17 protein-coding genes are annotated in these 21,438 nt (G+C 72.5%); 4 read left to right on the top strand and 13 right to left on the bottom strand.

Translation table 11 applies throughout. The features are described 5' to 3' along the window. Positions 1-36: 36 nt before the first annotated feature. From DEJ43_RS34240 to DEJ43_RS34225, 4 genes are all read right to left on the bottom strand, one after another. Positions 37-351, bottom strand: coding sequence for a hypothetical protein (locus DEJ43_RS34240; RefSeq protein WP_071892303.1), 315 nt, complete (start codon positions 349-351; stop codon positions 37-39). Between the two features lie 77 nt (positions 352-428). Beyond that, positions 429-2,582: a xanthine dehydrogenase family protein molybdopterin-binding subunit gene (locus DEJ43_RS34235; protein WP_015038025.1), complete on the bottom strand. Its 2,154-nt coding sequence runs from the start codon at positions 2,580-2,582 to the stop codon at positions 429-431. 16 nt (positions 2,583-2,598) lie between these two features. Then, positions 2,599-3,582 carry an FAD binding domain-containing protein gene (locus DEJ43_RS34230; RefSeq protein WP_015038024.1) on the bottom strand — a complete coding sequence of 328 codons (984 nt, stop codon included), beginning with the start codon at positions 3,580-3,582 and terminating at the stop codon, positions 2,599-2,601. Beyond that, positions 3,579-4,256 (bottom strand): 2Fe-2S iron-sulfur cluster-binding protein, encoded by a 678-nt coding sequence (locus tag DEJ43_RS34225; RefSeq protein ID WP_015038023.1) that lies wholly within the window; start codon positions 4,254-4,256, stop codon positions 3,579-3,581. Before DEJ43_RS34225 ends, DEJ43_RS34230 begins: the two co-directional genes overlap by 4 nt. Before the next feature lie 231 nt (positions 4,257-4,487). On the opposite strand from DEJ43_RS34225, the gene DEJ43_RS34220 reads away from it, so the two are divergent. Beyond that, positions 4,488-5,507 (top strand): MsnO8 family LLM class oxidoreductase, encoded by a 1,020-nt coding sequence (locus DEJ43_RS34220; protein ID WP_041663215.1) that lies wholly within the window; start codon positions 4,488-4,490, stop codon positions 5,505-5,507. A gap of 36 nt (positions 5,508-5,543) precedes the next feature. After that, entirely contained in the window at positions 5,544-7,907 is a 2,364-nt protein-coding gene (locus DEJ43_RS34215) for an ATP-binding cassette domain-containing protein (protein ID WP_015038021.1), read from the top strand. 14 nt (positions 7,908-7,921) lie between these two features. Here DEJ43_RS34215 and melC2 read toward each other — a convergent pair whose 3' ends face one another. The 5 genes from melC2 to DEJ43_RS34190 form a co-directional block, all read right to left on the bottom strand. After that, positions 7,922-8,749 (bottom strand): tyrosinase MelC2, encoded by an 828-nt coding sequence (melC2, locus tag DEJ43_RS34210; RefSeq protein ID WP_015038020.1) that lies wholly within the window; start codon positions 8,747-8,749, stop codon positions 7,922-7,924. Between the two features lie 22 nt (positions 8,750-8,771). After that, positions 8,772-9,161, bottom strand: a complete 390-nt coding sequence (gene melC1 / locus DEJ43_RS34205) for an apotyrosinase chaperone MelC1 (protein ID WP_015038019.1) — start codon at positions 9,159-9,161, stop codon at positions 8,772-8,774. A gap of 314 nt (positions 9,162-9,475) precedes the next feature. Then, positions 9,476-10,225 carry a succinate dehydrogenase/fumarate reductase iron-sulfur subunit gene (locus tag DEJ43_RS34200; protein WP_015038018.1) on the bottom strand — a complete coding sequence of 250 codons (750 nt, stop codon included), beginning with the start codon at positions 10,223-10,225 and terminating at the stop codon, positions 9,476-9,478. Then, positions 10,222-12,168, bottom strand: coding sequence for a fumarate reductase/succinate dehydrogenase flavoprotein subunit (locus DEJ43_RS34195; RefSeq protein WP_015038017.1), 1,947 nt, complete (start codon positions 12,166-12,168; stop codon positions 10,222-10,224). The genes DEJ43_RS34200 and DEJ43_RS34195 overlap by 4 nt, the downstream gene beginning before the upstream one ends. A gap of 1 nt (position 12,169) precedes the next feature. Then, positions 12,170-12,796 carry a succinate dehydrogenase gene (locus tag DEJ43_RS34190; RefSeq protein WP_015038016.1) on the bottom strand — a complete coding sequence of 209 codons (627 nt, stop codon included), beginning with the start codon at positions 12,794-12,796 and terminating at the stop codon, positions 12,170-12,172. Between the two features lie 195 nt (positions 12,797-12,991). On the opposite strand from DEJ43_RS34190, the gene DEJ43_RS34185 reads away from it, so the two are divergent. After that, positions 12,992-13,924, top strand: coding sequence for a LysR family transcriptional regulator (locus DEJ43_RS34185; RefSeq protein ID WP_041663213.1), 933 nt, complete (start codon positions 12,992-12,994; stop codon positions 13,922-13,924). Between the two features lie 60 nt (positions 13,925-13,984). Here DEJ43_RS34185 and DEJ43_RS34180 read toward each other — a convergent pair whose 3' ends face one another. Then, the gene (locus tag DEJ43_RS34180) at positions 13,985-15,073 is read right to left on the bottom strand and encodes a sensor histidine kinase (RefSeq protein WP_015038014.1); all 1,089 of its coding nucleotides are present in this window, start codon (positions 15,071-15,073) and stop codon (positions 13,985-13,987) included. Beyond that, positions 15,066-15,761: a response regulator transcription factor gene (locus tag DEJ43_RS34175; RefSeq protein ID WP_015038013.1), complete on the bottom strand. Its 696-nt coding sequence runs from the start codon at positions 15,759-15,761 to the stop codon at positions 15,066-15,068. Before DEJ43_RS34175 ends, DEJ43_RS34180 begins: the two co-directional genes overlap by 8 nt. Positions 15,762-15,914: 153 nt before the next feature. Here DEJ43_RS34175 and DEJ43_RS34170 point away from each other — a divergent pair, with 153 nt between their 5' ends. Further along, positions 15,915-18,092: a TerD family protein gene (locus DEJ43_RS34170; RefSeq protein ID WP_041664503.1), complete on the top strand. Its 2,178-nt coding sequence runs from the start codon at positions 15,915-15,917 to the stop codon at positions 18,090-18,092. A gap of 140 nt (positions 18,093-18,232) precedes the next feature. Here DEJ43_RS34170 and DEJ43_RS34165 read toward each other — a convergent pair whose 3' ends face one another. After that, a complete protein-coding gene (locus DEJ43_RS34165; protein ID WP_015038011.1) occupies positions 18,233-20,398 on the bottom strand; it encodes a putative bifunctional diguanylate cyclase/phosphodiesterase in 2,166 nt (721 codons plus the stop codon). Next, positions 20,395-21,207, bottom strand: coding sequence for an SAM-dependent methyltransferase (locus tag DEJ43_RS34160; RefSeq protein ID WP_015038010.1), 813 nt, complete (start codon positions 21,205-21,207; stop codon positions 20,395-20,397). The genes DEJ43_RS34165 and DEJ43_RS34160 overlap by 4 nt, the downstream gene beginning before the upstream one ends. Between the last annotated feature and the right edge of the window lie 231 nt (positions 21,208-21,438).

The raw sequence follows: 21,438 nt of genomic DNA, 5'->3' as shown, positions 1-21,438 counted from the left end.
GTATGCCCGGGCGTCCCGCGACCATGCACACCTTTTTCAGTCGGTGTCGCTCGCGATTTCCAGGGCCAGGGCCTGCAGGATCTGCTCGGTGGGTTCTCCGGCCTCCGTCTCGTCGTACGCGTCGGCCACCGTCTCGAAGGCCAGGATGAACCCGCGTACCAGCGCGCTCACCGGTCCCGTGAGCTGGGACAGTACCGCCGCGCCCACTTCCATCGCATCGTCCGTGTCGGGAACCAGGAACCGCGTCGGAATGACCTCGCCGAGCAGGTCGGAGACGTAGTCCTGGGCGACTCCCCCGCGCAGGGCCGTGAGCGCCGCGATTGCCTTGAGCTGGATCTCGCTCTCCGTCATACGACGAGCGTAGGCATCGCGGGCCGGCATCGGCGCGGCCACGCCGATCGCCGGAACGCATATCGCACGCACATGTGTCAGCGGGGCAGGTGGGGAAGGAGCCGGTCCGGGGTCAGGGGCAGGTCCCGCAGCCGTACGCCCACCGCGTGGTGCACGGCGTTCGCGATCGCGGCCGCCGTCCCCACGATGCCGATCTCGCCGATCCCCTTGCTGCCCATGGGGTTGAGGTGGGAGTCCTCCTCGTCGAGCCAGTGCGCTTCGAGCATCGGTACGTCGGCGCAGACGGGGACGTGGTACGAGGCCAGGTCCCGCTCCGCGAAGTCCCCGAACGCGGGGTCGAGCGTGCTGCTCTCGGTCAGCGCCATGCCCAGCCCCATGGTCATGCCGCCGATGAACTGGGAGCGCGCGGTGCGCCGGCTGAGCACCCGCCCGGCCGCGAAGACCCCGAGCAGGCGCCGGACCCGTGCCTCCCCCGTCACGGTGTCCACGTCGACCTCCGCGAACTGCGCGCCGAACGCGTGCCGCGCGTACGGGGATTCCCGGCCCGCCTCCTCCCCGGTGTCCGCCCGGGCGGTGAGGCCGTCGGGCGGGAGCGGGCCGGAGTGCGCGCGCACGGTGCCGGCCAGCGCCGTGCACGCCTTGTGGACGGCCCAGCCCCAGGACGAGGTGCCCGACGAGCCGCCCGCCAGCGGGGCGGTCGGCAGTGCGCTGCTCCCGAGCTCCACGCGTACCGAGGTGGGCGGGACGTCGAGTGCCTCGGCGGCGATCCGGGCGAGGACCGTCCGGGCCCCGGTCCCGATGTCGGTGGCGGCGAGCCGTACGAGGTAGGTGCCGTCCGGCGCGGCGTGCGCGGTGGCCGACGAGGGACTCAGGAGGTACGGGTAGGTCGACGCGGCCACTCCGGTGCCGGTCAGTCGGCCGTCGGCCCGTCGCACTCCGGGCCGGGGGTCGCGATCCGCCCAGCCGAAGCGCCGCGCGCCCTCGCGCAGGCAGTCCGCGAGGCCTCTGCTGCTGAACGGCTTGCCGCTGTCGGGTTCGGTGTCGGGCTCGTTGCGCAGCCGGAGTTCGACCGGATCGACGCCCGTGGCGACGGCGAGTTCGTCCATGGCCGCTTCGAGGGCGTACATGCCGGACGCCTCGCCGGGGGCCCGCATCCACGAGGGCGTCGGCACGTCCAGAGCCACCACGCGGTGGCTGGTGCGGCTGTGCGGCGAGGTGTACATGGTGCGGGCGGGAACGGCCGCCTGCTCGACGAACTCCTTCACCGTGGAGGTCTGGGTGACGACCTCGTGGGCGAGGGCGCCGATCACGCCGTCGGCGTCCGCGCCGATGCGGACGCGCTGGACCGTGGGGGCGCGGTGGCCGACGACGGCGGCGAGTTCGCGGCGCGGGAGGACGAGCTTCACGGGCCGTCCGACGTGCAGGGCGGCCATCGAGGCGAGGACGGCCTGGGGCCTCGGGGTGCCCTTGGAGCCGAAGCCGCCGCCGACGTACGCGGAGACGACCGTGACACGGTCTCGGGGCACCTGGAACAGCTGCGCGAGGACGTCTCGTACCTGTGTCGCCCCCTGGCTGGAGTCGTACACGGTCAGCGCGCCGTTCTCCCACCACGCGGTGGAGGCGTGCGGCTCCATCGGGTGGTTGTGCTGGGCGGTCATCGTGTACGTGGCGTCGACGCGCACGGCCGACGTGGCGAAGGCCGTGTCGAAGTCGCCGCGCTCGCGCAGGGCCGGGTGGCCGCCGTTGGCCTCCTCGGGTGCGTAGAGGTCGGGGTGGCCGGCGGGTGGGCCCGGGTCGTGGTCCTCGGTGGCGTACTCGATCCGCAGGTCGTCGGCGGCGGCGCGGGCGTTCTCCAGGGTGTCGGCGACCACGAGGGCGACGTACCAGCCCCGGTGGGGGACGCGGTCGGTCTGGAGCAGCGTCAGCGTCGGGTCGTCGAGCTCGCCGAGACGGGGGGCGTTCGCGTGGCTGAGGACGGCGTGGACGCCCGGCCGGCGCGTGATCTCGTCGGCGTGGACGGCGGTCACCCTGCCCCGAGCGACGGTGGCGGGGACGGGCACGGCGTGGACGTGGCCGGGCGGGTTGTGCTCGGCGGCGTAGCGCGCCGCGCCGGTCACCTTCTGAGCCGCGTCGCGACGGACGTCGTCACCAGAACGGGCGCCGTCGTCGCGACCCGGCGCGTCGTTCTCGTCGGGCGTGGAGGGGGCCTGGGGCGTGGGGTTCGTGGGCATGGTGGTGGCCGGCTCCTCAGGGGCGGGACGCTAGGTCGGTGAGCACGCGGACGGCGAGACCGCGGGCGAGCGGCACCTTGAAGGCGTTGTCCCGCAACGGCTCGGCTGCGGCCAGCTCGGCGTCGGCGGCCCGTCCGAACGTCTCTTCCGTGGCGGGAGCACCGCTGAGGACCTCCTCGGCCGCGCGGGCCCGCCACGGCGCGTGCGCGACCCCTCCGAAGGCGAGGGCGGCGTGCCGGACGACTCCGTCCTCGACCGTGAGCGACGCGGCGACGGAGACGAGCGCGAAGGCGTACGAGGCGCGGTCGCGGGCCTTCAGGTAGGCGCTGTGGGTTCCCGCGGGCGGCGGCAGCGTCACCGCCGTGACGAGCTCGCCCGGCCTGACGACGGTGTCCTGCTCCGGCGTGTCACCGGGCAGCCGGTGGAATTCGGTGAGGGGTACGGTGCGCTCTCCGTCCGGGCCGAGGAGGTGCACCCTGGCGTCGAGGGCGGCGAGCGCGACCGCCATGTCCGAGGGGTGGGTGGCGACGCATCGCGCGGAGTGGCCGAGGACCGCCAGGTCGCGGTGGACGCCCTCGCGGGCGGGGCAGCCGGTGCCCGGCTCTCGTTTGTTGCAGGGCTTCGAGGTGTCCTGGAAGTACGGGCAGCGGGTGCGCTGGAGCAGGTTGCCGCCGGTGGTAGCGGCATTGCGCAGTTGTGCGGAGGCGCCCGCGAGGAGCGCCTGCGACAGCACGGTGTAGCGGGTCCGTACGAGCGGGTGGGCGGCCAGGTCGCTGTTGCGGACGGTTGCCCCGATGCGGAGGCCGCCGTCCGGGGTCTCGTCGACGCCGTCCAGCGGGAGTCCGCTGATGTCGACGAGGAACGGCGGCTCGGCGACGCCCAGCTTCATCAGGTCGACGAGGTTGGTTCCGCCGGCGATGTACTGGGCGCCGGGGTGCGCGGCGTACGCGGCGAGTGCCTGCTCGGCGTGGCCGGCGCGGAGGTATGCGAAGGGTTTCACGAGGTGGCCTCCTTGATGACGTCCCCTACGGCGTCCTCGCCGACGTTGCCGACGAGGTCCCCGCTGACGCCCCCGGCGACGTCCCTGATGGCGTCCACGATGTTCGCGTAGGCGCCGCAGCGGCAGATGTTGCCGCTCATCCGTTCGCGGATCTCCTCCGGGGTGAGGGGCTCCGGGTCCCCGCCGGCCGGCCGGTCCGGTGGTGTGACGTGGGAGGGGTGGCCGGCGGCGGCCTCGTCGAGCATGCCCGCGGCGGAGCAGATCTGGCCGGGTGTGCAGTAGCCGCACTGCAGGGCGTCGCGGGAGACGAACGCCTCCTGAAGGGGGTGGAGGCGGTCGTGGCCCGCGAGGCCCTCGATGGTGGTGACGGGTTCGTCGCAGGTGACGGCGAGCACGAGGCAGCTGTTGATACGCCGGCCTCCCACGAGCACGGTGCAGGCGCCGCACTGGCCGTGGTCGCAGCCCTTCTTCGCGCCGGTGAGGTCCAGGTGCTCGCGCAGGGTGTCCAGGAGGGTCGTGCGGTGGTCGAGCCGAAGTCCGTACGTGTTCCCGTTGATCCGGAGCGAGACGTCCGACGTGGGGGCGGATGGTCCCCGTCCCCCCGTGCCGCCTTCGCGTGGTTCATGCGGTTCACGCGATGTCGGGCTCTCGCTGGTCGCTCCGGCATCGTCCACGGTGCTCTCTCCTCCGACGGCGATCGGGGTCACCTGCTGGCCGTCGTCTCCCTCACCGCCTTCCCCGGGTTCCCCGAGTTCCTCACCGCGGACCGCGCTTGTCCGCCGATCGGCGCAGAGGAGCGGCTGGCGTCGCCGGGGCGCCGACGGCCGGGCCGCAGAGGAGCCGCTTGCGTCGCCGGGGCGCCGACGGCCGGGAATCCCTCGCCTTCCCCGACGTTGAACAGGGGTGTGAGCACCTTCCCCGGCGGCATCCGCTTCTCCGTCCTCGACCGCTCCCGTACCAGGGAGGGCGAGCCCGCCCCTCAGGCCCTGCGCGACACCGTCCGGCTCGCCCAGGAGGTGGAGGCCTTGGGGTATCACCGTTTCTGGGTGTCGGAGCACCACAGTGTGCCCGGGGTGGCCGGGTCCGCGCCGACGGTGCTCGCGGCCGCCGTCGCCGCCGCCACGTCGGGCATCCGGGTCGGTACGGGCGGGGTGATGCTGCCCAACCACCAGCCGTTGGTGGTCGCGGAGCAGTTCGGGGTGCTCGAAGCCCTGTTCCCGGGCCGGATCGACATGGGTGTCGGGCGTTCGGTCGGCTTCACTGACGGCATCCGGCGGGCGCTCGGCCGGGACAAGGACGATGCCGACCGGTTCGCCGAGCAGCTCGACGAGCTGCTGGGCTGGTTCACCGGCGAGCAGACCGTCCACCCGCAGGTGCACGCGCGGCCCGCCGAGGGCCTGCGGGTGCCGCCGTTCGTGCTGGCCACCGGCGAGGGCGCGGCGATCGCCGCCGCGGCGGGGCTGCCGCTGGTCATCGGTGACCTGCGGGGCCGCGAGCGGCTCCTGGCAGCGGTCGACACGTACCGGTCCGCGTTCCGTCCCTCGTCGTGGTCCGCGGAGCCGTATGTGGTGATCGCGGGGACGGTGGCGGTGGCCGCGACGGAGGAGGAGGCCCGGCGGCTGCTGATGCCGGAGGCGTGGTCGCTCGCCCACTCCCGGACCCGGGGGGTCTTTCCGCCGCTCGTGGCGCCCGGGGTGATCGACGGGCTCGCGATGACGGAGAAGCAGCGCGGGTTCTACGAGGCGGGGCTCGACGGCCATGTGCACGGCACCGCGGAGCAGGTCGCGGAGGCGTTGGAGCGGGCCGTGAAGGAGACGGGGGCGCAGGAGGTGCTCGTCACCACCGGCACGTACGACCGGGCGGCGCTCAGCGAGTCGTACCGGAGGCTCGCGGAGGTGGTGGGCCTGGCCCCGGGGACGCCCTGACCAGGCCGGGAGCGGTTCCATGGATACCATCACTTTATGCCCGAAAGTACCCATGATCCGTACGTCCGTGTCCGTGGCGCCCGCGAGCACAACCTCGCCGGGGTGGACGTCGACATCCCCCGTGACGCGCTCGTCGTCTTCACCGGGGTCTCGGGCTCCGGGAAGTCGTCGCTCGCGTTCGGCACGATCTACGCGGAGGCGCAGCGGCGGTACTTCGAGTCGGTGGCGCCGTACGCGCGGCGGCTGATCCACCAGGTGGGGGCGCCCGCGGTCGGTGAGATCACGGGGCTGCCGCCGGCGGTCTCCCTGGAGCAGCGCCGCTCCTCGCCGAACGCCCGCTCGTCCGTAGGGACGGTCACCACGCTCTCCAACTCGCTCCGGATGCTGTTCTCACGGGCCGGCCGCTACCCGGAGGGCGCCGAGAGGCTGGACTCCGACGCGTTCTCGCCCAACACGGCGGTGGGTGCCTGCCCTTCGTGCCAGGGTCTGGGGCGGATCCACGAGACGAGCGAGCGACTCCTCGTCCCCGAACCCGGGCTGTCGATCCGTCAGGGCGCCATCGCCGCCTGGCCGGGCGCCTGGCAGGGGAAGAACCTGCGGGACGTGCTCGACGCCCTCGGGTACGACGTCGACCGGCCGTGGCGGGAGCTCGACGCGAAGGACCGGGAGTGGATCCTGTTCACGGACGAGCAGCCGGTGGTCACGGTCCATCCGGTGCGGGACGCCGACCGCATCCAACGCCCGTACCAGGCCACGTACATGAGCGCCCGGCGTTATGTCCTGCGGACCTTCTCCGACTCGAAGAGCCCGGCGCTGCGGGCGAAGGCCGAGCGCTTCCTGACCAGTGCGCCCTGTCCGGTGTGCGGCGGCGGGCGGCTGCGTCCGGAGGCGCTCGCGGTGACCTTCGGCGGCCGGACCATCGCCGACCTCGCCGCCCTGCCGCTGACCTCGCTGGCCGCGCTGCTGACCGAAGAGGCGGCGCGGGAGGGCGGGGAGACGGCGCGCGTCCTCGTCGAGGACCTCGTCGCCCGGATCGCGACGGTCACCGAACTCGGCCTGGGCTACCTCGGTCTGGACCGTGCCACCCCGACGCTCTCCAACGGCGAGCTCCAGCGGCTGCGGCTCGCCACCCAGCTGCGTTCGGGGCTCTTCGGCGTGGTGTACGTCCTCGACGAGCCGTCCGCAGGGCTGCACCCGGCCGACACGGAGGCCCTCCTCGTGGTCCTCGACCGGCTCAAGGCGGCCGGGAACTCGGTGTTCGTCGTGGAGCACCACCTCGACGTCATCCGGCACGCGGACTGGCTCGTGGACGTCGGGCCACGGGCCGGGGTGCACGGCGGGCAGGTGCTGCACAGCGGCCCCCCGGGTGACCTCGCGGCGGTCGAGGCGTCCGCGACCCGGCGTTTCCTCTTCGACCGGGAGCCGGCGCCGGAGCGCCGGGTGCGCGCACCGGCGGGGTGGCTGCGGACGGGACCGGTCACCCGGCACAATCTGCGGGCGGTCGAAGCGGCCTTCCCGGTCGGTGTGCTGACCGCCGTCACCGGTGTCTCCGGCTCGGGCAAGTCGACGCTCGTCGGCGCGCTGACCGAGGAACTCGACGGGGTGGGGCGCCTGGTGACGGTGGATCAGCGTCCGATCGGCCGGACTCCGCGCTCCAATCTGGCCACGTACACCGGTCTGTTCGACGTCGTACGGAAGCTGTTCACGGAGACCGAGGAGGCGCGGGCGCGCGGGTACAAGGCGGGCCGCTTCTCGTTCAACGTCGCGGGCGGGCGGTGCGAGACCTGCCAGGGCGAGGGTTTTGTCTCCGTGGAGCTGCTCTTCCTGCCCAGTACGTACGCGCCCTGCCCCGACTGCCACGGCGCCCGCTACAACCCCGAGACCCTTCAGGTCCGGCTGCGCGGTCTCACCATCGCGGAGGTCCTCGATCTCACCGTCGAGTCCGCCGCGGCGTTCTTCGCGGACACGCCGGCCGCGGCGCGGAGCCTGGGCACGCTGCTCGACGTGGGTCTCGGGTATCTGCGGCTCGGGCAGCCCGCCACCGAGCTGTCCGGTGGCGAGGCCCAGCGCATCAAGCTGGCCTCGGAGCTGCAAAGGCCGCACCGCTCCCCCACCCTGTACGTGCTCGACGAGCCGACGACCGGCCTGCACCCGGCCGATGTCGAGGTCCTGATGCGCCAGCTGCACGGCCTCGTGGACGCGGGTCACTCGGTGATCGTCGTCGAGCACGACATGGACGTCGTCGCCACCGCCGACTGGGTCGTCGATCTCGGCCCGGGCGGCGGCGACGAGGGCGGCCTGATCGTGGCGGCGGGTCCGCCCGACCGGGTGGCGCGGGCGGCGGGCAGCCGCACCGCGCCGTATCTGGCCCGGTCCCTGGGGTCCGGCGAGCGGCGCTGACCGCTCCCCAGGGGTCAGGCGGCGGTGTCGAAGGTGTAGTGGCGGGTGTGGTCGAGCATGTCGGCCGGGGTGACGTCGTTCCACGGGCGCATGGTGTCGCGGAGGTCGACGACGTTCGCCGTGTCGGCGGCCGGCAGGTAGGTGGACCGGGGGTGGCGGGCCTGCCAGTCGGCCCACAGCTTGTCGACGAAGGCGTGGTGGAGCCAGAACACGGGGTCGTTGGGGGAGACTCCGGTGCCCATCTGGCCGCCGACCCAGACGTGGACGCGGTTGTGGAGGTTCACGCCGCGCCACCCTTCAAGGTGGTTGCGGAAGCCGTCCGAGGAGCTGTTCCACGGGGCCGTGTCGTAGGTCTCCATGGCGAGGACGGAGTCGACCTCGGCGCGGGTGGGCAGCTGGCGGCCGCCGGCGCCGAGGTCGCGCCGGAGGTAGTCGCGGCCATCGACGCGGACGGTGATGGTCCAGCGGTTGCCGCTGCGGGCGAACGGGCCGTCGAGCACCTGGCCGTCGCGGGCGCGTCCGGTGCCGCCGAGGAAGTCGGGCGCCCAGAGCGAGGAGCGGGAGGTGCGGTCGGCGGTCCAGTCCCAGTAGGGCAGGTTGACCGTCGGGTCGACGGACTGCAGTGCCTGCTCGAACTCTATGAGGAAGCGCCGGTGCCAGGGCAGGAACGAGGGCGACCGGTGGCCGACGCGGTCGCCGTTGTCGGTGTCGCTCATGATGAAGGCGTTGTGCGTGGTGACGAAGGTGTCGTACCGCCCGGAGCGCTTGAGCTCCAGGAGGGCGTTGACGAAGCGCCGCTTCTCGTCGGCGCTGAGGGTGGCCTGGTTCTTGCGTACGGTCATGGTGGTGCGGCTCCTGGATCGATCAGGTGAGGGTGAGGGGTACGAGCGGGGCGCCCTGGAGTTCGCGGACGGCCGCCCGCGCCAGTGCCTTGGGCGTGGCGACGGGCTCGTAGTGGTTGATCACGCTGATCCAGGTGCCGTCGGCGTTCTGCATGACGTGCAGTTCCGCACCGTCGATCGTCACGGAGTAGCCGCCTCCGTGGTGTCCCCCGTGGTGGCCGCCGCCGTGCGCGGGTCCGCCGGTGATGCGGCGGCCCTGGTAGACCTCGTCGAAGGGCGCGGGGCCGGCCGCGGGAGCGGCGGGGCGGGGCGCGTCGGCGACGGAGGAGCCGGCCAGGGCGAGGCCTGCGGCGCCGGCGGCGGCGCCGGCGGCCGCGACGCCGAGGGCCCGGCGGCGGGTGATGTTGGACATGGAACCCCCAAATGGTCTGCATGACCGGGGGTTTGGTCATATGCCCCCGGCAGCCCTCATCAGTACCCGGGGGTTCGGGCGGGGCGGAAATCGCCGGCGGCGGGTTGGCCGAGAAGTGGACAACTTGCCATGAAAAGTACAGATTTGAACGGAGTTGATCTTGCTGTACGGGTGGACAGGAGCACCCCGGAGCGAAAATCTTACGGAGAAAGTGATCATTCTGTGAATGATCTTTCGCGCCGGGGTGCGGGATGTGGTGGAGCCCACGCCCTCAGACTGTCCTGATCCCGTCCTGCTCCCGCCCTGATACCGGCTCAGCCGCGGGGGGCCTTCCGCCGCGCCCGCAGCCACTCCTTGTTCATCGCGGAGATCGACGGCAGGGGGATGCCCTTCGGGCAGGCCGTCGCGCACTCCCCCGTCAGGGTGCAGCCGCCGAAGCCCTCCGCGTCCATCTGGGCCACCATGTCGAGGACCCGGGTCTCGCGCTCGGGCGAGCCCTGCGGCAGCACGTTCAGATGGTTGACCTTGGCGGAGGTGAAGAGCATCGCCGAACCGTTGGGGCAGGCCGCCACGCACGCCCCGCAGCCGATGCACTCGGCGTGTTCGAAGGCGGAGTCCGCGTCCGCCTTGGGCACGGGGGTGGCGTGCGCCTCGGGGGCCGAGCCGGTGGGGGCGGAGATGTAGCCGCCGGCCTGGATGACCCGGTCGAAGGCCGAGCGGTCGACGACCAGGTCCTTGACGACGGGGAAGGCGGCGGCGCGCCAGGGCTCGACGTCGATGGTGTCGCCGTCGCGGAAGGAGCGCATGTGGAGCTGGCAGGTGGTGGTGCGTTCCGGTCCGTGCGCGTCGCCGTTGATGACGAGGCTGCACGCGCCGCAGATGCCCTCGCGGCAGTCGTGGTCGAAGGCCACGGGGTCCTCGCCGCGCAGGATGAGGTCCTCGTTGAGGGTGTCGAGCATCTCGAGGAAGGACATGTCGGCGGAGATGCCGTCCACGTCGTAGGTGGACATGGCGCCGGGGGTGTCGGCGTCGCGCTGGCGCCAGACGCGCAGGGTGAGCCTCATGCGTAGCTCCGCTGGGTGGGGTGGACGTACTCGAAGGTGAGCTCCTCCTTGTGGAGGACGGGGGAGACTCCGGTGCCGCCGAACTCCCAGGCCGCCGCGTAGGCGAACTCCTCGTCGCGGCGGGCGGCTTCGCCGTCGGGCGTCTGGGACTCCTCGCGGAAGTGGCCTCCGCAGGACTCGGCGCGGTGGAGCGCGTCGAGGCACATGAGCTCGGCGAGTTCCAGGTAGTCGACGATCCGGTTCGCCTTCTCCAGGGACTGGTTGAACTCCCGGCCGGTGCCCGGGACCTTGATCCGGCTCCAGAACTCCTCGCGGATCTCCGGGATGCGGGCGAGCGCGGTCTTGAGGCCCGCTTCGGTCCGGGCCATCCCGCAGTACTCCCACATGAGTTCGCCGAGTTCGCGGTGGAAGGAGTCGGGGGTGCGGTCGCCGTCGACGGCGAGCAGCAGGTTCAGCCGGTCCTCGGTCTCGGCGAGCACCTCCCGTACGGCCGGGTGTTCGTCGGTGACGGGCTCGGCGTGGGGGTGGCGGGCGAGGTAGTCGTTGATGGTGGCGGGGAGGACGAAGTAGCCGTCGGCGAGGCCCTGCATCAGGGCGGAGGCGCCGAGCCGGTTGGCCCCGTGGTCGGAGAAGTTGGCCTCGCCGATGGCGAAGAGGCCGGGGACGGTGGTCTGGAGGTCGTAGTCGACCCAGAGTCCGCCCATCGTGTAGTGGACGGCGGGATAGATCCGCATGGGGACCTCGTACGGGTTCTCCGCGGTGATCCGCGCGTACATGTCGAAGAGGTTGCCGTACTTCTCCTCGACGGCGGCCCGGCCCATGCGCCGGATGGCGTCGGCGAAGTCCAGGTAGACGCCCTGGCCGCCGGGGCCCACTCCCCTGCCCTCGTCGCAGACGTTCTTCGCGGCGCGGGAGGCGATGTCACGTGGGACGAGGTTGCCGAAGGAGGGGTAGATCCGCTCCAGGTAGTAGTCGCGCTCGTCCTCGGGGATCTCGGCGGCGGGCCGGGTGTCGCCCTTGGCCTTGGGGACCCAGATGCGGCCGTCGTTGCGCAGCGACTCGCTCATCAGGGTGAGCTTGGACTGGTGGTCACCGGTGCGCGGGATACAGGTGGGGTGGATCTGGGTGAAGCAGGGGTTGGCGAAGTACGCGCCGCGCCGGTGGGCCCGCCACACGGCGGTGGCGTTGGAGTTCATGGCGTTCGTCGACAGGTAGAAGACGTTGCCGTAGCCACCGGAGGCGAGCACCACCGCGTCCGCGTAGTGGGTGGAGATCTCGCCGGTGATCAGGTCGCGGGCGACGATGCCGCGGGCCCGTCCGTCGACGACGACCAGGTCGAGCATCTCCGTACGGGCGTGCATCTCGACGTTTCCGGCCGCGATCTGCCGGGACAGGGCCTGGTAGGCGCCCAGGAGGAGCTGCTGGCCGGTCTGGCCGCGGGCGTAGAAGGTGCGGGAGACCTGGACGCCGCCGAAGGAGCGGGTGTCGAGGAGTCCGCCGTACTCGCGGGCGAAGGGGACGCCCTGGGCGACGCACTGGTCGATGATCTCGACGGAGATCTGGGCGAGGCGGTGGACGTTGGACTCGCGGGCGCGGAAGTCGCCGCCCTTGACGGTGTCGTAGAAGAGGCGGTGGATGGAGTCGCCGTCGTTGCGGTAGTTCTTGGCGGCGTTGATGCCGCCCTGGGCGGCGATCGAGTGGGCGCGGCGCGGGGAGTCCTGGAAGCAGAACTGGACGACGTGGTAGCCCTGTTCGGCGAGGGTGGCGCCGGCGGAGCCGCCGGCGAGGCCGGTGCCGACGACGATGACGCGGTGCTTGCGCCGGTTGGCGGGGTTGACCAGCTTGGCCTGGAAGCGGCGGGTGTCCCAGCGTTCGGCGACGGGGCCGGCGGGCGCCTTGTGGTCGGCGACCGGTGCTCCGGTCGTGTAGTCGAGGTAGCTCATGTCAGCTCACCACTCCGGTCATGACGGCGACGGGGACGGAGACGAAGCCCGCGGTCAGGACGAGCGCGAGGGTGTTGGCGAGGGCCCGGAGGAGGCGCTCACGGCGGGCGTTGCCGACGCCGAGGGTCTGGGCGGCGCTCCAGAAGCCGTGCCGGACGTGGAGGCCGACGGCGAGCATGGCGACGATGTAGATGACGTTGCCGTACCAGGTGGAGAAGGTGTCGACGACGTTCTGGTAGGGCTTGCCCTCCTCGAAGCCACCGGGGTGGACGGTGCCGGTGGTCAGGTCGAGGACGTGCCAGACGATGAACAGGGCGAGGATGATCCCGCCCCAGCGCATGGTGCGGGTGGCGTAGGAGGCGCGCCTGCGCCGGTGGACGTACGCGGTGGGGCGGGCCTTCACGTCGCGGCGGCTGAGCTGGTACGCGGAGACGGCGTGCGCGGCCACGGCGGCGAGGAGCACGATCCGGACGATCCAGAGGGCCCAGTGGTGGTGCAGCACCGGGGCGCCCATGACCCGCAGCCAGTGGCCGTAGGCGTTGAACTCCTCGGGGCCGAAGAAGACCTTCAGGTTGCCGGCGACGTGGGCGACGAGATAGCCGAGCATGATCAGCCCGCTGACGGCCATGACCGTCTTCTTGCCGAGGGTCGATGACAGGAATCCGCGTGACGGTGTGGGGGACGGCGGGCGGCGCGTCGTCCGGTCCCTCGTGGGTGCCAGAGCCATGTTCATGACGCTAGGGCCGAAGGACCCGAGAGGTCCAAGACATGGTCCGGCTGATGTCGATAGGTGCAGCCTATTCATGTGCCCTACGCTGGGGCCATGCAGTTCCAGCAGCTCCTCTACTTCGTCGCCGTCGCCGAGACCCGTCACTTCACCCGGGCCGCCGAGCGCGTCCACGTCTCGCAGCCCTCGCTCTCCCAGCAGATCAAGGCCCTTGAGCAGGAGCTGGGCGCGGAGCTGTTCAGCCGCGCCCGGGGGAACATCACGCTGACCGACGCGGGCGAGGCCCTGCTGCCGCTGGCCCGCCGGATCCTCGCCGACACCGAGACGGCCCGCATCGAGGTGCAGGAGCTGGCCCAGCTGAAGCGCGGGCGGGTCCGGCTCGGCGCGACGCCGAGCCTGTGCACCGGACTGCTGCCGGACGTGCTGCGCGCCTTCCACGACCTGCACCCGGGGATCGAGCTCCTCATCGAGGAGGGCGGCTCGCACGATCTCGTACGGGAGCTGGCGCGCGGAGCGCTCGACCTCGCGCTCGTGGTGCTGCCGCTCCCGACGCCGTCACCGGCGCTCACCACGGTCGAGCTGCTGCGGGAGGACCTGGTGGTCGTCTCCTCGGCCTCGGCGCCCGCGCCCCGCCGGCCGGTACGGATCACGGACCTGCGCGACCAGCCGCTCGTGATGTTCCGGCACGGCTACGACCTGCGGGAACTGACCGTGGCGGCCTGTCGGGCGGAGGGCTTCGAGCCCACCTTCACGGTCGAGGGCGGCGAGCTTGACGCGGTCCTCGGTTTCGTACGGGCCGGGCTCGGGCTCGCGGTCGTCCCGGCGATGGTGGCGGGGCGGGCGGGCCGGGACCTCCGGGTCACCGCCCTCGCCCGGCCGGGGCTGCGCCGGACGATCGCCCTGGCGCACCGGAGCGACGTGGCACCGCCGAGGGCGGCGCGGGAGCTCCAGCGCATGCTGCTCGCCTCGCGCCGGGGCGGCCCGGACCGGACGGCGGCGGCGGCGGCCGGGACCGGCGTCACCGGCTGAGGGGCGGCGCGGTGAGGCGGGGGCCCGGTAGGACGGCGGCTCGGCCTGGCCCCGCGGCGGTCAGTCCTCGCCGGGCGCGCCCGCCGTGGGGAGTTCCACCGTGACGCGGAGCCCGCCGGCGGGGCGCGGGGTGAGGGTGAGGGTTCCGTCGTGCGCGAGGGTGATGCTCCGGACGATGGCCAGGCCAAGGCCGACGCCCGCGTGGTCGGTGTGCACCCGCTCGGTGCCGCGGCGGAACGGCTCGGTGAGGGTCGCCGCCAGCTGCGGCGAGAGCTCCTCACCGGTGTTCTCGACGGTGAGCACCGCGGCCCCGGCGCGGACGCCGGTGGTGATCCACACGCTGCCGGGTCCGGGGAGGTTGTGGACGATCGCGTTGTGCACGAGGTTCATGGTGAGCTGCAGCAACAGCGCAGGCGACCCCGTCGTGGGGGTGATGTCGCCGTCGGTCTCGACGGTGACGCCGTGCTTCTCCGCCAGGGGGAGGAGCGTCTCGGTGGCGTCCTCCGCCAGGAGGGACAGGTCGACGGGCTCCCGGGTGAAGGAGCGCCGGTCGGCGCGGCCGAGCAGCAGCAGCGCCTCGGTGAGGCCGATCGCGCGGGTGTTGACGGCCTGGAGGCGGTCGACGAGTTCCCGGGGGTCGCGCGTCGGATCGCCGCGGGCCACGTCGAGGAGGGCCTTGGTGGTCGCGAGCGGCGTGCGCAGCTCGTGGGAGGCGTTGGCGGCGAACCGCCGCTGTTCTTCGACGTGCGCCTCGAGCCGGGCCAGCATCGTGTCGAAGGCGTCGGCCAGCTCGCGGAACTCGTCGGCGCGGCCGGGCAGCCGGATGCGGTGGGAGAGGGAACCGCTCGTGGCCGTCCGGGTGGCGTCCGTGATGCGGGCCAGGGGGGCGAGCATGCGGCCGGCGAGGATCCATCCGCCGACGAGGCCGAACGCCAGCAGGAAGACCATGCCCACGCCCGCGATCGGCGCGAAGACCCGCAGGAAGTCGGTGCGGCTCAGCGGCCCGTCGGGGCTGGACGCCATGTCGGGCATGAAGCGCACCAGGGACACCCACACGGCGACGAGCAGCAGGACCCCGGCCAGCATCAGGAATCCGGCGTAGCTGAGGGTCAGCCGGGCGCGCACGCTCAGGCCGGGAGCCCTATCCACGCGCGCCACTCCCCGGGCCCGTCTCCGGCGGCGTGTCGATGCGGTAGCCGACGCCGGGCACGGTGGCGATGATCCAGGGTTCGCCGAGCCGTTTGCGCAGGGCCGAGACGGTGATGCGTACGGCGTTGGTGAACGGGTCGGTGTTCTCGTCCCACGCGCGTTCGAGCAGCTCCTCCGCGCTGACGACACCGCCCTCGGCGGCGACGAGGACGTCGAGCACCGCGAACTGCTTCCTGGTCAGGGCGACCGGGCGGCCGTCCCGGTGGACCTCCCTGCGGAACGGGTCCACCCGGAGGCCCGCGATCTCGCGCACCGGAGGCCTGCTGTGGGCGCGGCGGCGGTCGAGCGCCCTGAGCCTCAGCACGAGTTCCCGCAGCTCGAAGGGTTTCGTGAGGTAGTCGTCGGCCCCGAGTTCAAAGCCGGAGACCTTGTCGTCGAGCCGGTCGGCCGCGGTGAGCATGAGGATGGGCATGCCGCTGCCGGAGGCGACGACGCGCCGGGCGATCTCGTCACCGTTCGGGCCCGGGATGTCCCGGTCGAGTACGGCGATGTCGTAGCTGTGGACGCTCAGCAGTTCCAGGGCGGTGTCGCCGTCCCCCGCGATGTCGGCGGCGATCGCCTCCAGGCGCAGTCCGTCGCGGACGGCTTCCGCCAGAAAGGGTTCGTCCTCGACGATCAGCACGCGCATGGTGTCGATGCTACGAGCCGGCGCGTATCGCCGGTGTATCGGAAACCGCCCGGTCGCCACCTGCCCGCCGGCGCGAGCGGAGGCGCACCTTCCGTCGGCCTCCGGGAGGAAATCCGCGTGCGGCCGGGCTCGGGCGGCTGCGAGCATGCCCGCATGGTCCACGCTCTCGAACACCTGGTCGTCCGGCACACCTTCCGCGTCCCCTCCCCCACCGGCCCGGCCGGGGACGGAGCCTCCGCCGCGCGCCGGTTCGACGCCGCCCTGATGACCGCCGGGTTCAAGCTCTCCGCCGAGCTGATCGGGCGCCTGTCGACGCTCGCCGAGCCGGTGGTCGTCGAGACCGCCGTCCGCACCCTGGCCACGGTCCGTGAGGTCGTCGGCGACCATGTGCGGCACAACGTCTACTTCGTCGACTTCCCGGAGAACGTGCCGGACACCCTGGACTTCTGGATGGAGTGCGTGGCCCGGGCGGTCGACGACGGCGACGCGCGCGCCGGGACGCTCGACCAGCTGCGCGCCGGCGTCCTCGACCTGCTGACCCTCCCTTCGTACGGCCGCTACCTGCACACGTACGAGGAGATGCTCGCCGCGCACGACGAGCTGATCGCGGCGGCCGGTGACCGGCTGACCGTGCTGCACCTCGGCGGGACCGCCGAGGAGGAGCTGACCGCGCTCTACCTGGCCCTGGCCGGGAGCGCCACGCCGCTCGGCGAGGAGCACCTGCGGGATCTGGCCGTCCTGGCAGGGCACGGCGCGGACGGCCCCCAGCCCGCGGAGATCCCGGTGCGGGAGAACCGCGCCGTCGTCAACCACGCCCGGCTGCGGACGGGGGCGGCGCCGCTGCTCGACACCGTCACCGACGTCCTGCGGCTCGCCTGCGCCCTCGCGGACGGCGATGTCACCCTGCGCGAGCCCACCCGCTTCCGCGCGCTCTCCCGCCCGTTCCGCCGTCTGCTGCTGGCGGGGCTCGACGCGGTCGTGGCCGGTTCCCCGGCCAAGCTGTCGGACGTGGCCGCGCACGGGGAGGCGTGGAAGCGGCTCGGGGAGCGGCTGCACCCGCACGAGTACCCGTGGTGGCCGCACGCCGCCGAGGTGTTCGCGGTGGCCCGGGGCGAGCGGAAGGTGCCGTCCTTCGACAGCCGGGTGGAGGAGCTGCTCGGCCGGGGCGAGGTCGCGGGCGCGGCGGAGCTGCTGTCGGCGGCGGCTCCCGGCCGCCTGTTCCGCGCCGTGGACCGGCTGCTGCGCACCGCGGCGGAGGGCAAGGAGCGGGAGCTGGTCCTCGCGGCCGTCGAGCGGGCCGCGCCGGAGGTGTCGGGCCGGGTGGTCCTGTCGGTGCGCGAGCACGTCCAGAACCGCGCGGGCGTGGACCCCGGGGCGCGCCGGGTGTTCGTGAACCGGGCGGGCAAGGCCTGGGTCGCCGCCGACACCCGCCTGCCGCTGGAGGACGCCGTCCGTGAGCGGCTGATCTCGGTACTGGACGCAGAGACGCGCCGCCGGCTTCCCGCGCCCGGGCGGCTGCTGATCGACCCCGACGTGCTGGACGTGGCCCTGCCGTTGAGCGGCCGGGCGGCCTCGGCGGGGCTCGGCGTCCTGCCGCGCGGCTCGGTCTCGCCGGTCGAGGGGGAGCTGCTGCGCTTCTTCACGTACTGGCGGGAGGCACGGCGCACCACCGACCACGATCTGTCGGCGCTGGTCCTGGACGAGGACTACGCGACCGTGACCTGGCTGTCGTACACCGCCCTGACCGATGTCGAGGGCGCGCACTCGGGTGACATCACCGCGGCGCCGGACGGGGCTTCGGAGTTCATCGACCTGCGGCTCGGCGCGGTGCGGGGCACATTCGTCGTCCCGCAGGTGCACGTGTTCTCCGGCGAGGGCTTCGACGAGGTGGCGGAGGGCTTCTTCGGCTTCATGCTGCGCGAGTCCGCGCAGGCGGGCCGGCCCTTCGAGCCGCGCACGGTACGGATGAAGTCGGATCTGCGCGGCCCCGGCCGGGTGGCGCTGCCGCTCGCCTTCCGGCGGAACGACGAGGGCCGTTGGCACGCGCACTGGCTCCACCTGTATCTGCGGGGGACGCCGTCGGCGAACCGGGTGGAGGAGCACCGGGTGTCGATCGCGGTCTTGCTGCGCGGCCTGATGGGGCGTACGCCTCTGACGGTCGGTCATCTCGTTGCGCTGATGGAGGAGTCGGGGACGGAGACGACCGTGTGGGACGGCTCCACGGTGCCGGAGGCCCCGGTCACGTACATCGGTCTGGAACGGCCCGACGGCCTCGCCCCCGGCTCGCGGGTGTTCACCCCGGAAAATCTGCGCGACCTGCTGCCCGCCTGAGTGTTACCGTCCTACCGGGGCGAGGCCATGGAGAGGCTTCCTTCTCACTCTTCCACGAATAGCCTCTCCGCTTTCCTCCCCCGTACCTCTTCCCGGCCTCCCCGCTTCGCGCGGGGAGGCCGGTTTCGTGCGTCCGGGTCTCAGACGGCGTCCGCCAGCAGCAGCGAGTGGATCCGGTCCGGGGCGCCGGGACGGGCGTAGTACCAGCCCTGGGCCGTGTCGCAGCCGAGGTCGCGCAGCTGCCGGGCCTGCGCCCCGGTCTCCACGCCCTCGACGGTGACGGCGAGTTCCAGGCTGTGCGCCAGCGAGACGATCCCCTCGACGATCTTGAGGTCGACCGGGTCCACCGGGTGCTGCTGCATGCCCCGGGTGAAGGAGCGGTCGAGCTTGAGGACGCTGACCGGCAACCGCCGCAGGTTGGCCAGGTTCGAGTAGCCGGTGCCGAAGTCGTCGAGCGCGATGTCCACGCCCATCTCGGCGAGCTGCCGCAGCGGCTTGAGCAGGTCCTCGTCGGCGCCGATGAGCGCCGACTCGGTCACCTCCAGGCAGAGCGCGCCCGGTTCGAGCCCCGACCGTTCCAGGACGTCGACGGTGTCGGCGACCAGCCTGGGGTGGTGGAGCTGGGTCGGGGAGAGGTTGACGTTGATCCGCAGCGGACCGCCGTCGGAGTGCCGGGTCTGCCAGAAGCGGGCCTGGCGCACGGCCTCCTGGAGCACCCAGCGGCCGAGCGGCACGATGAGGCCGGTGTCCTCGGCGAGCGGGATGAACCGGTCGGGGCCGAGCACGCCGTGCTGCGGGTGGCACCACCGGACGAGCGCCTCGGCGCCGTGCACACTGCCGTCGTCGAGGTGGACGAGCGGCTGGTACTCGATGAAGAACTCACCGCGCTCCAGGGCGGTGGGCAGCGCGGTGGTGAGTCCGTGCCGGGTGATGGCGCGGGCGTCGGCCTCCGGATCGGCCAGCTCGAAGCGGTTGCCGCCGGCGGACTTGGCCCGGTACATGGTGATGTCGGCGCTGCGCAGCACCTCGGCCGGGGTCCGCTCGCCGGCCGGGCCCTCGACGACGCCGAGGCTGCCGCGGACGGTCAGTTCGCGGCCGTCGATGCGGAGCGGGGTGGCGAGGGCGGCGAGGATGCGGTCGGCGAGCTCGGTGACGTCCTGTTCGCCGGCGGCGCCGGTGGTGAGGGCGACGAACTCGTCGCCGCCGAGCCGGGCGACCATCTCGCCGGAGCCGGTGACGCAGCTCTGCAGCCGGTCGGCGACCTCGACGAGCAGCCGGTCGCCGGTGGAGTGGCCGAGGCTGTCGTTGATGACCTTGAAGCCGTCGAGGTCCAGGTAGCAGAGGCCGAAGCGGGCGTTCTCGCCGGGGGCGAGGGCCTTCTCCAGGCGCTCGAAGAACAGGGTGCGGTTGGGCAGCCCGGTCAGCGCGTCGTGGGTGGCCTCGTACCGCAGGCGCAGGTGCAGCAGGCGCCGCTCGGTGGTGTCCTCCATGAGCGCCAGCTGGTACCGGGGGGTGCCGTCGGCGTCGCGGAGCAGCGAGACGGTGAGGTTGGTCCAGAGAACCGTTCCGTCACCCCGGTAGTACGGCTTCTCCACCCGGTAGTGCTCGCGGTCGCCGCGGACCAGCTCGTCGTACAGCTTCCAGACGTGCGGCCCGTCCTCCGGGTGGACCCACTCGCTGACCTTGCGGGTGCGCAGCGGGCCCTCCATCCCGCCGAACATGCGGGTGAGGGTCTCGTTGACCTCCAGGACGTTGCCGTCGAGGTCGGCGATGCCGATGCCGATGGCCGCCCCGTCGAAGACCGCGCGGAAGCGGCTCTCGGTGGCGTGCAGGGCGATCTCGGCGGCGCTGCGGGCGGAGAGCGCGGAGCGGGCGATGGCCTCCTGCTCGGCCCGGGTCCGCTCCCGCAGGGCCTGGGCGTAGCCGGTGGCCATGGCGTGCTGGAGCCGGGCGCAGCGGGCCCGCAGCTCCTCGGCCGGCAGGTCCGACTCCGTACCGCAGTAGAGCACCAGGTACGAGTCGACGACGCCCAGGCTGCGGCCGAGGGCGTCCGGGTCGGTGCAGTGGGCGGCGACGAGGGCCGCGCCGGTGCGCTGGGCCGGGCCGGTGTCGAAGGGCCGGGCGTGCAGCGCGTCGCACAGGGTGCGGGCCAGCGGCAGCAGGTGCCCCTCGAACTCGGCACGGGTCAGCGAGGTGGCGGTCACCGGGAAGATCGCGCGGCTCCATATGGTGACGAACCGCCTGAGTCTGTCCTCGGGGCCGTCGGCTTCGGCTACCGCGCCGGACGGCTGCGACGGGACCTTCACGCCTTGCGCCCCACCCCTGCGAAACCGGAGAAGGCGTAGGGATCCTCCTCCTCGACCGGGCTCTCCGGTCGCCAGCGGGGCATCGGGACGAGGCCGGGCTCGACCATCTCGGTGCCCTCGAAGAACCGGCCGATCTCGGCGCCGGAGCGCATCACCAGCGGGTTGCGGATGTTCCGGTAGACCCCGACGGTGCCGTCGGTCTGCTCCTCGGAGAGCGGGATGCCCTCGTACGAGGCGTGGGTGAGGACGAGGAGGCTGCCGGGCGCGAGGGCGTCGATCAGCTCGGCGACGGCCTCGTACGGCCGGTCCTCGTCCTCCAGGAAGTGCAGGACGGCGACGAGGAGCAGCGCCACCGGCCGCTCCAGGTCGAGGAGTCGGGTCACCTCGGGGCTGTGCAGGATGTCGGACGGCTTGCGCAGGTCGGCGGCGACGACCGCGGCTCCCTCGTCGCCGTCCAGGACGGCGCGGCTGTGGGCCACGGCGACCGGGTCGTGGTCGACGTAGACGACGCGGGCGGCGGGGTCGGCTGCCCGGGCGACCTCGTGCACGTTGCCGAAGGTGGGGATGCCGGAGCCGATGTCCAGGAACTGGGTGACGTCGTTGTCAACGGCGTGGCGGACGGCGCGCCGCATGAAGGCACGGTTCGCCTGCATGATCTTGGGCAGGCCAGGTATGAACTCCATGGCCTTGCGGGCCGCTTCCCGGTCCACTTCGAAATTGTGCGAGCCGCCCAGATAGAAGTCGTACATACGGGACACGCTCGGCACCGAAATGTCGATACCGGGCGGAGCCCAGGCGGGACGCTCCATCGATGTCTCCAACAAGTCGCCATGGGGGATGCGGCCATGTGTTCGCGGCCGGTGTTCGAGGTGAGGCTACTGATCGCCCGCCGAGAGAGCGAGTAGAAACGGAAATTCGCGGTCCGTTCTTGGTCACACGCCATTGGCACGTGCTCTCGGAACGAAGAGTTCACGCCTTCAGGCTGTGCAAATTCACGTGCATATGAGTGTGCGTCGGCTTCTGGGCGGGCCACCGTTCAC

It is taken from the genome of Streptomyces venezuelae ATCC 10712, assembly GCF_008639165.1.
In the GTDB taxonomy this organism is placed as follows: Bacteria; Actinomycetota; Actinomycetes; order Streptomycetales; family Streptomycetaceae; genus Streptomyces; species Streptomyces venezuelae.
Note: the sequence above shows the minus strand (reverse complement) of the source record. Positions and strands in the feature narration are given on the sequence as shown.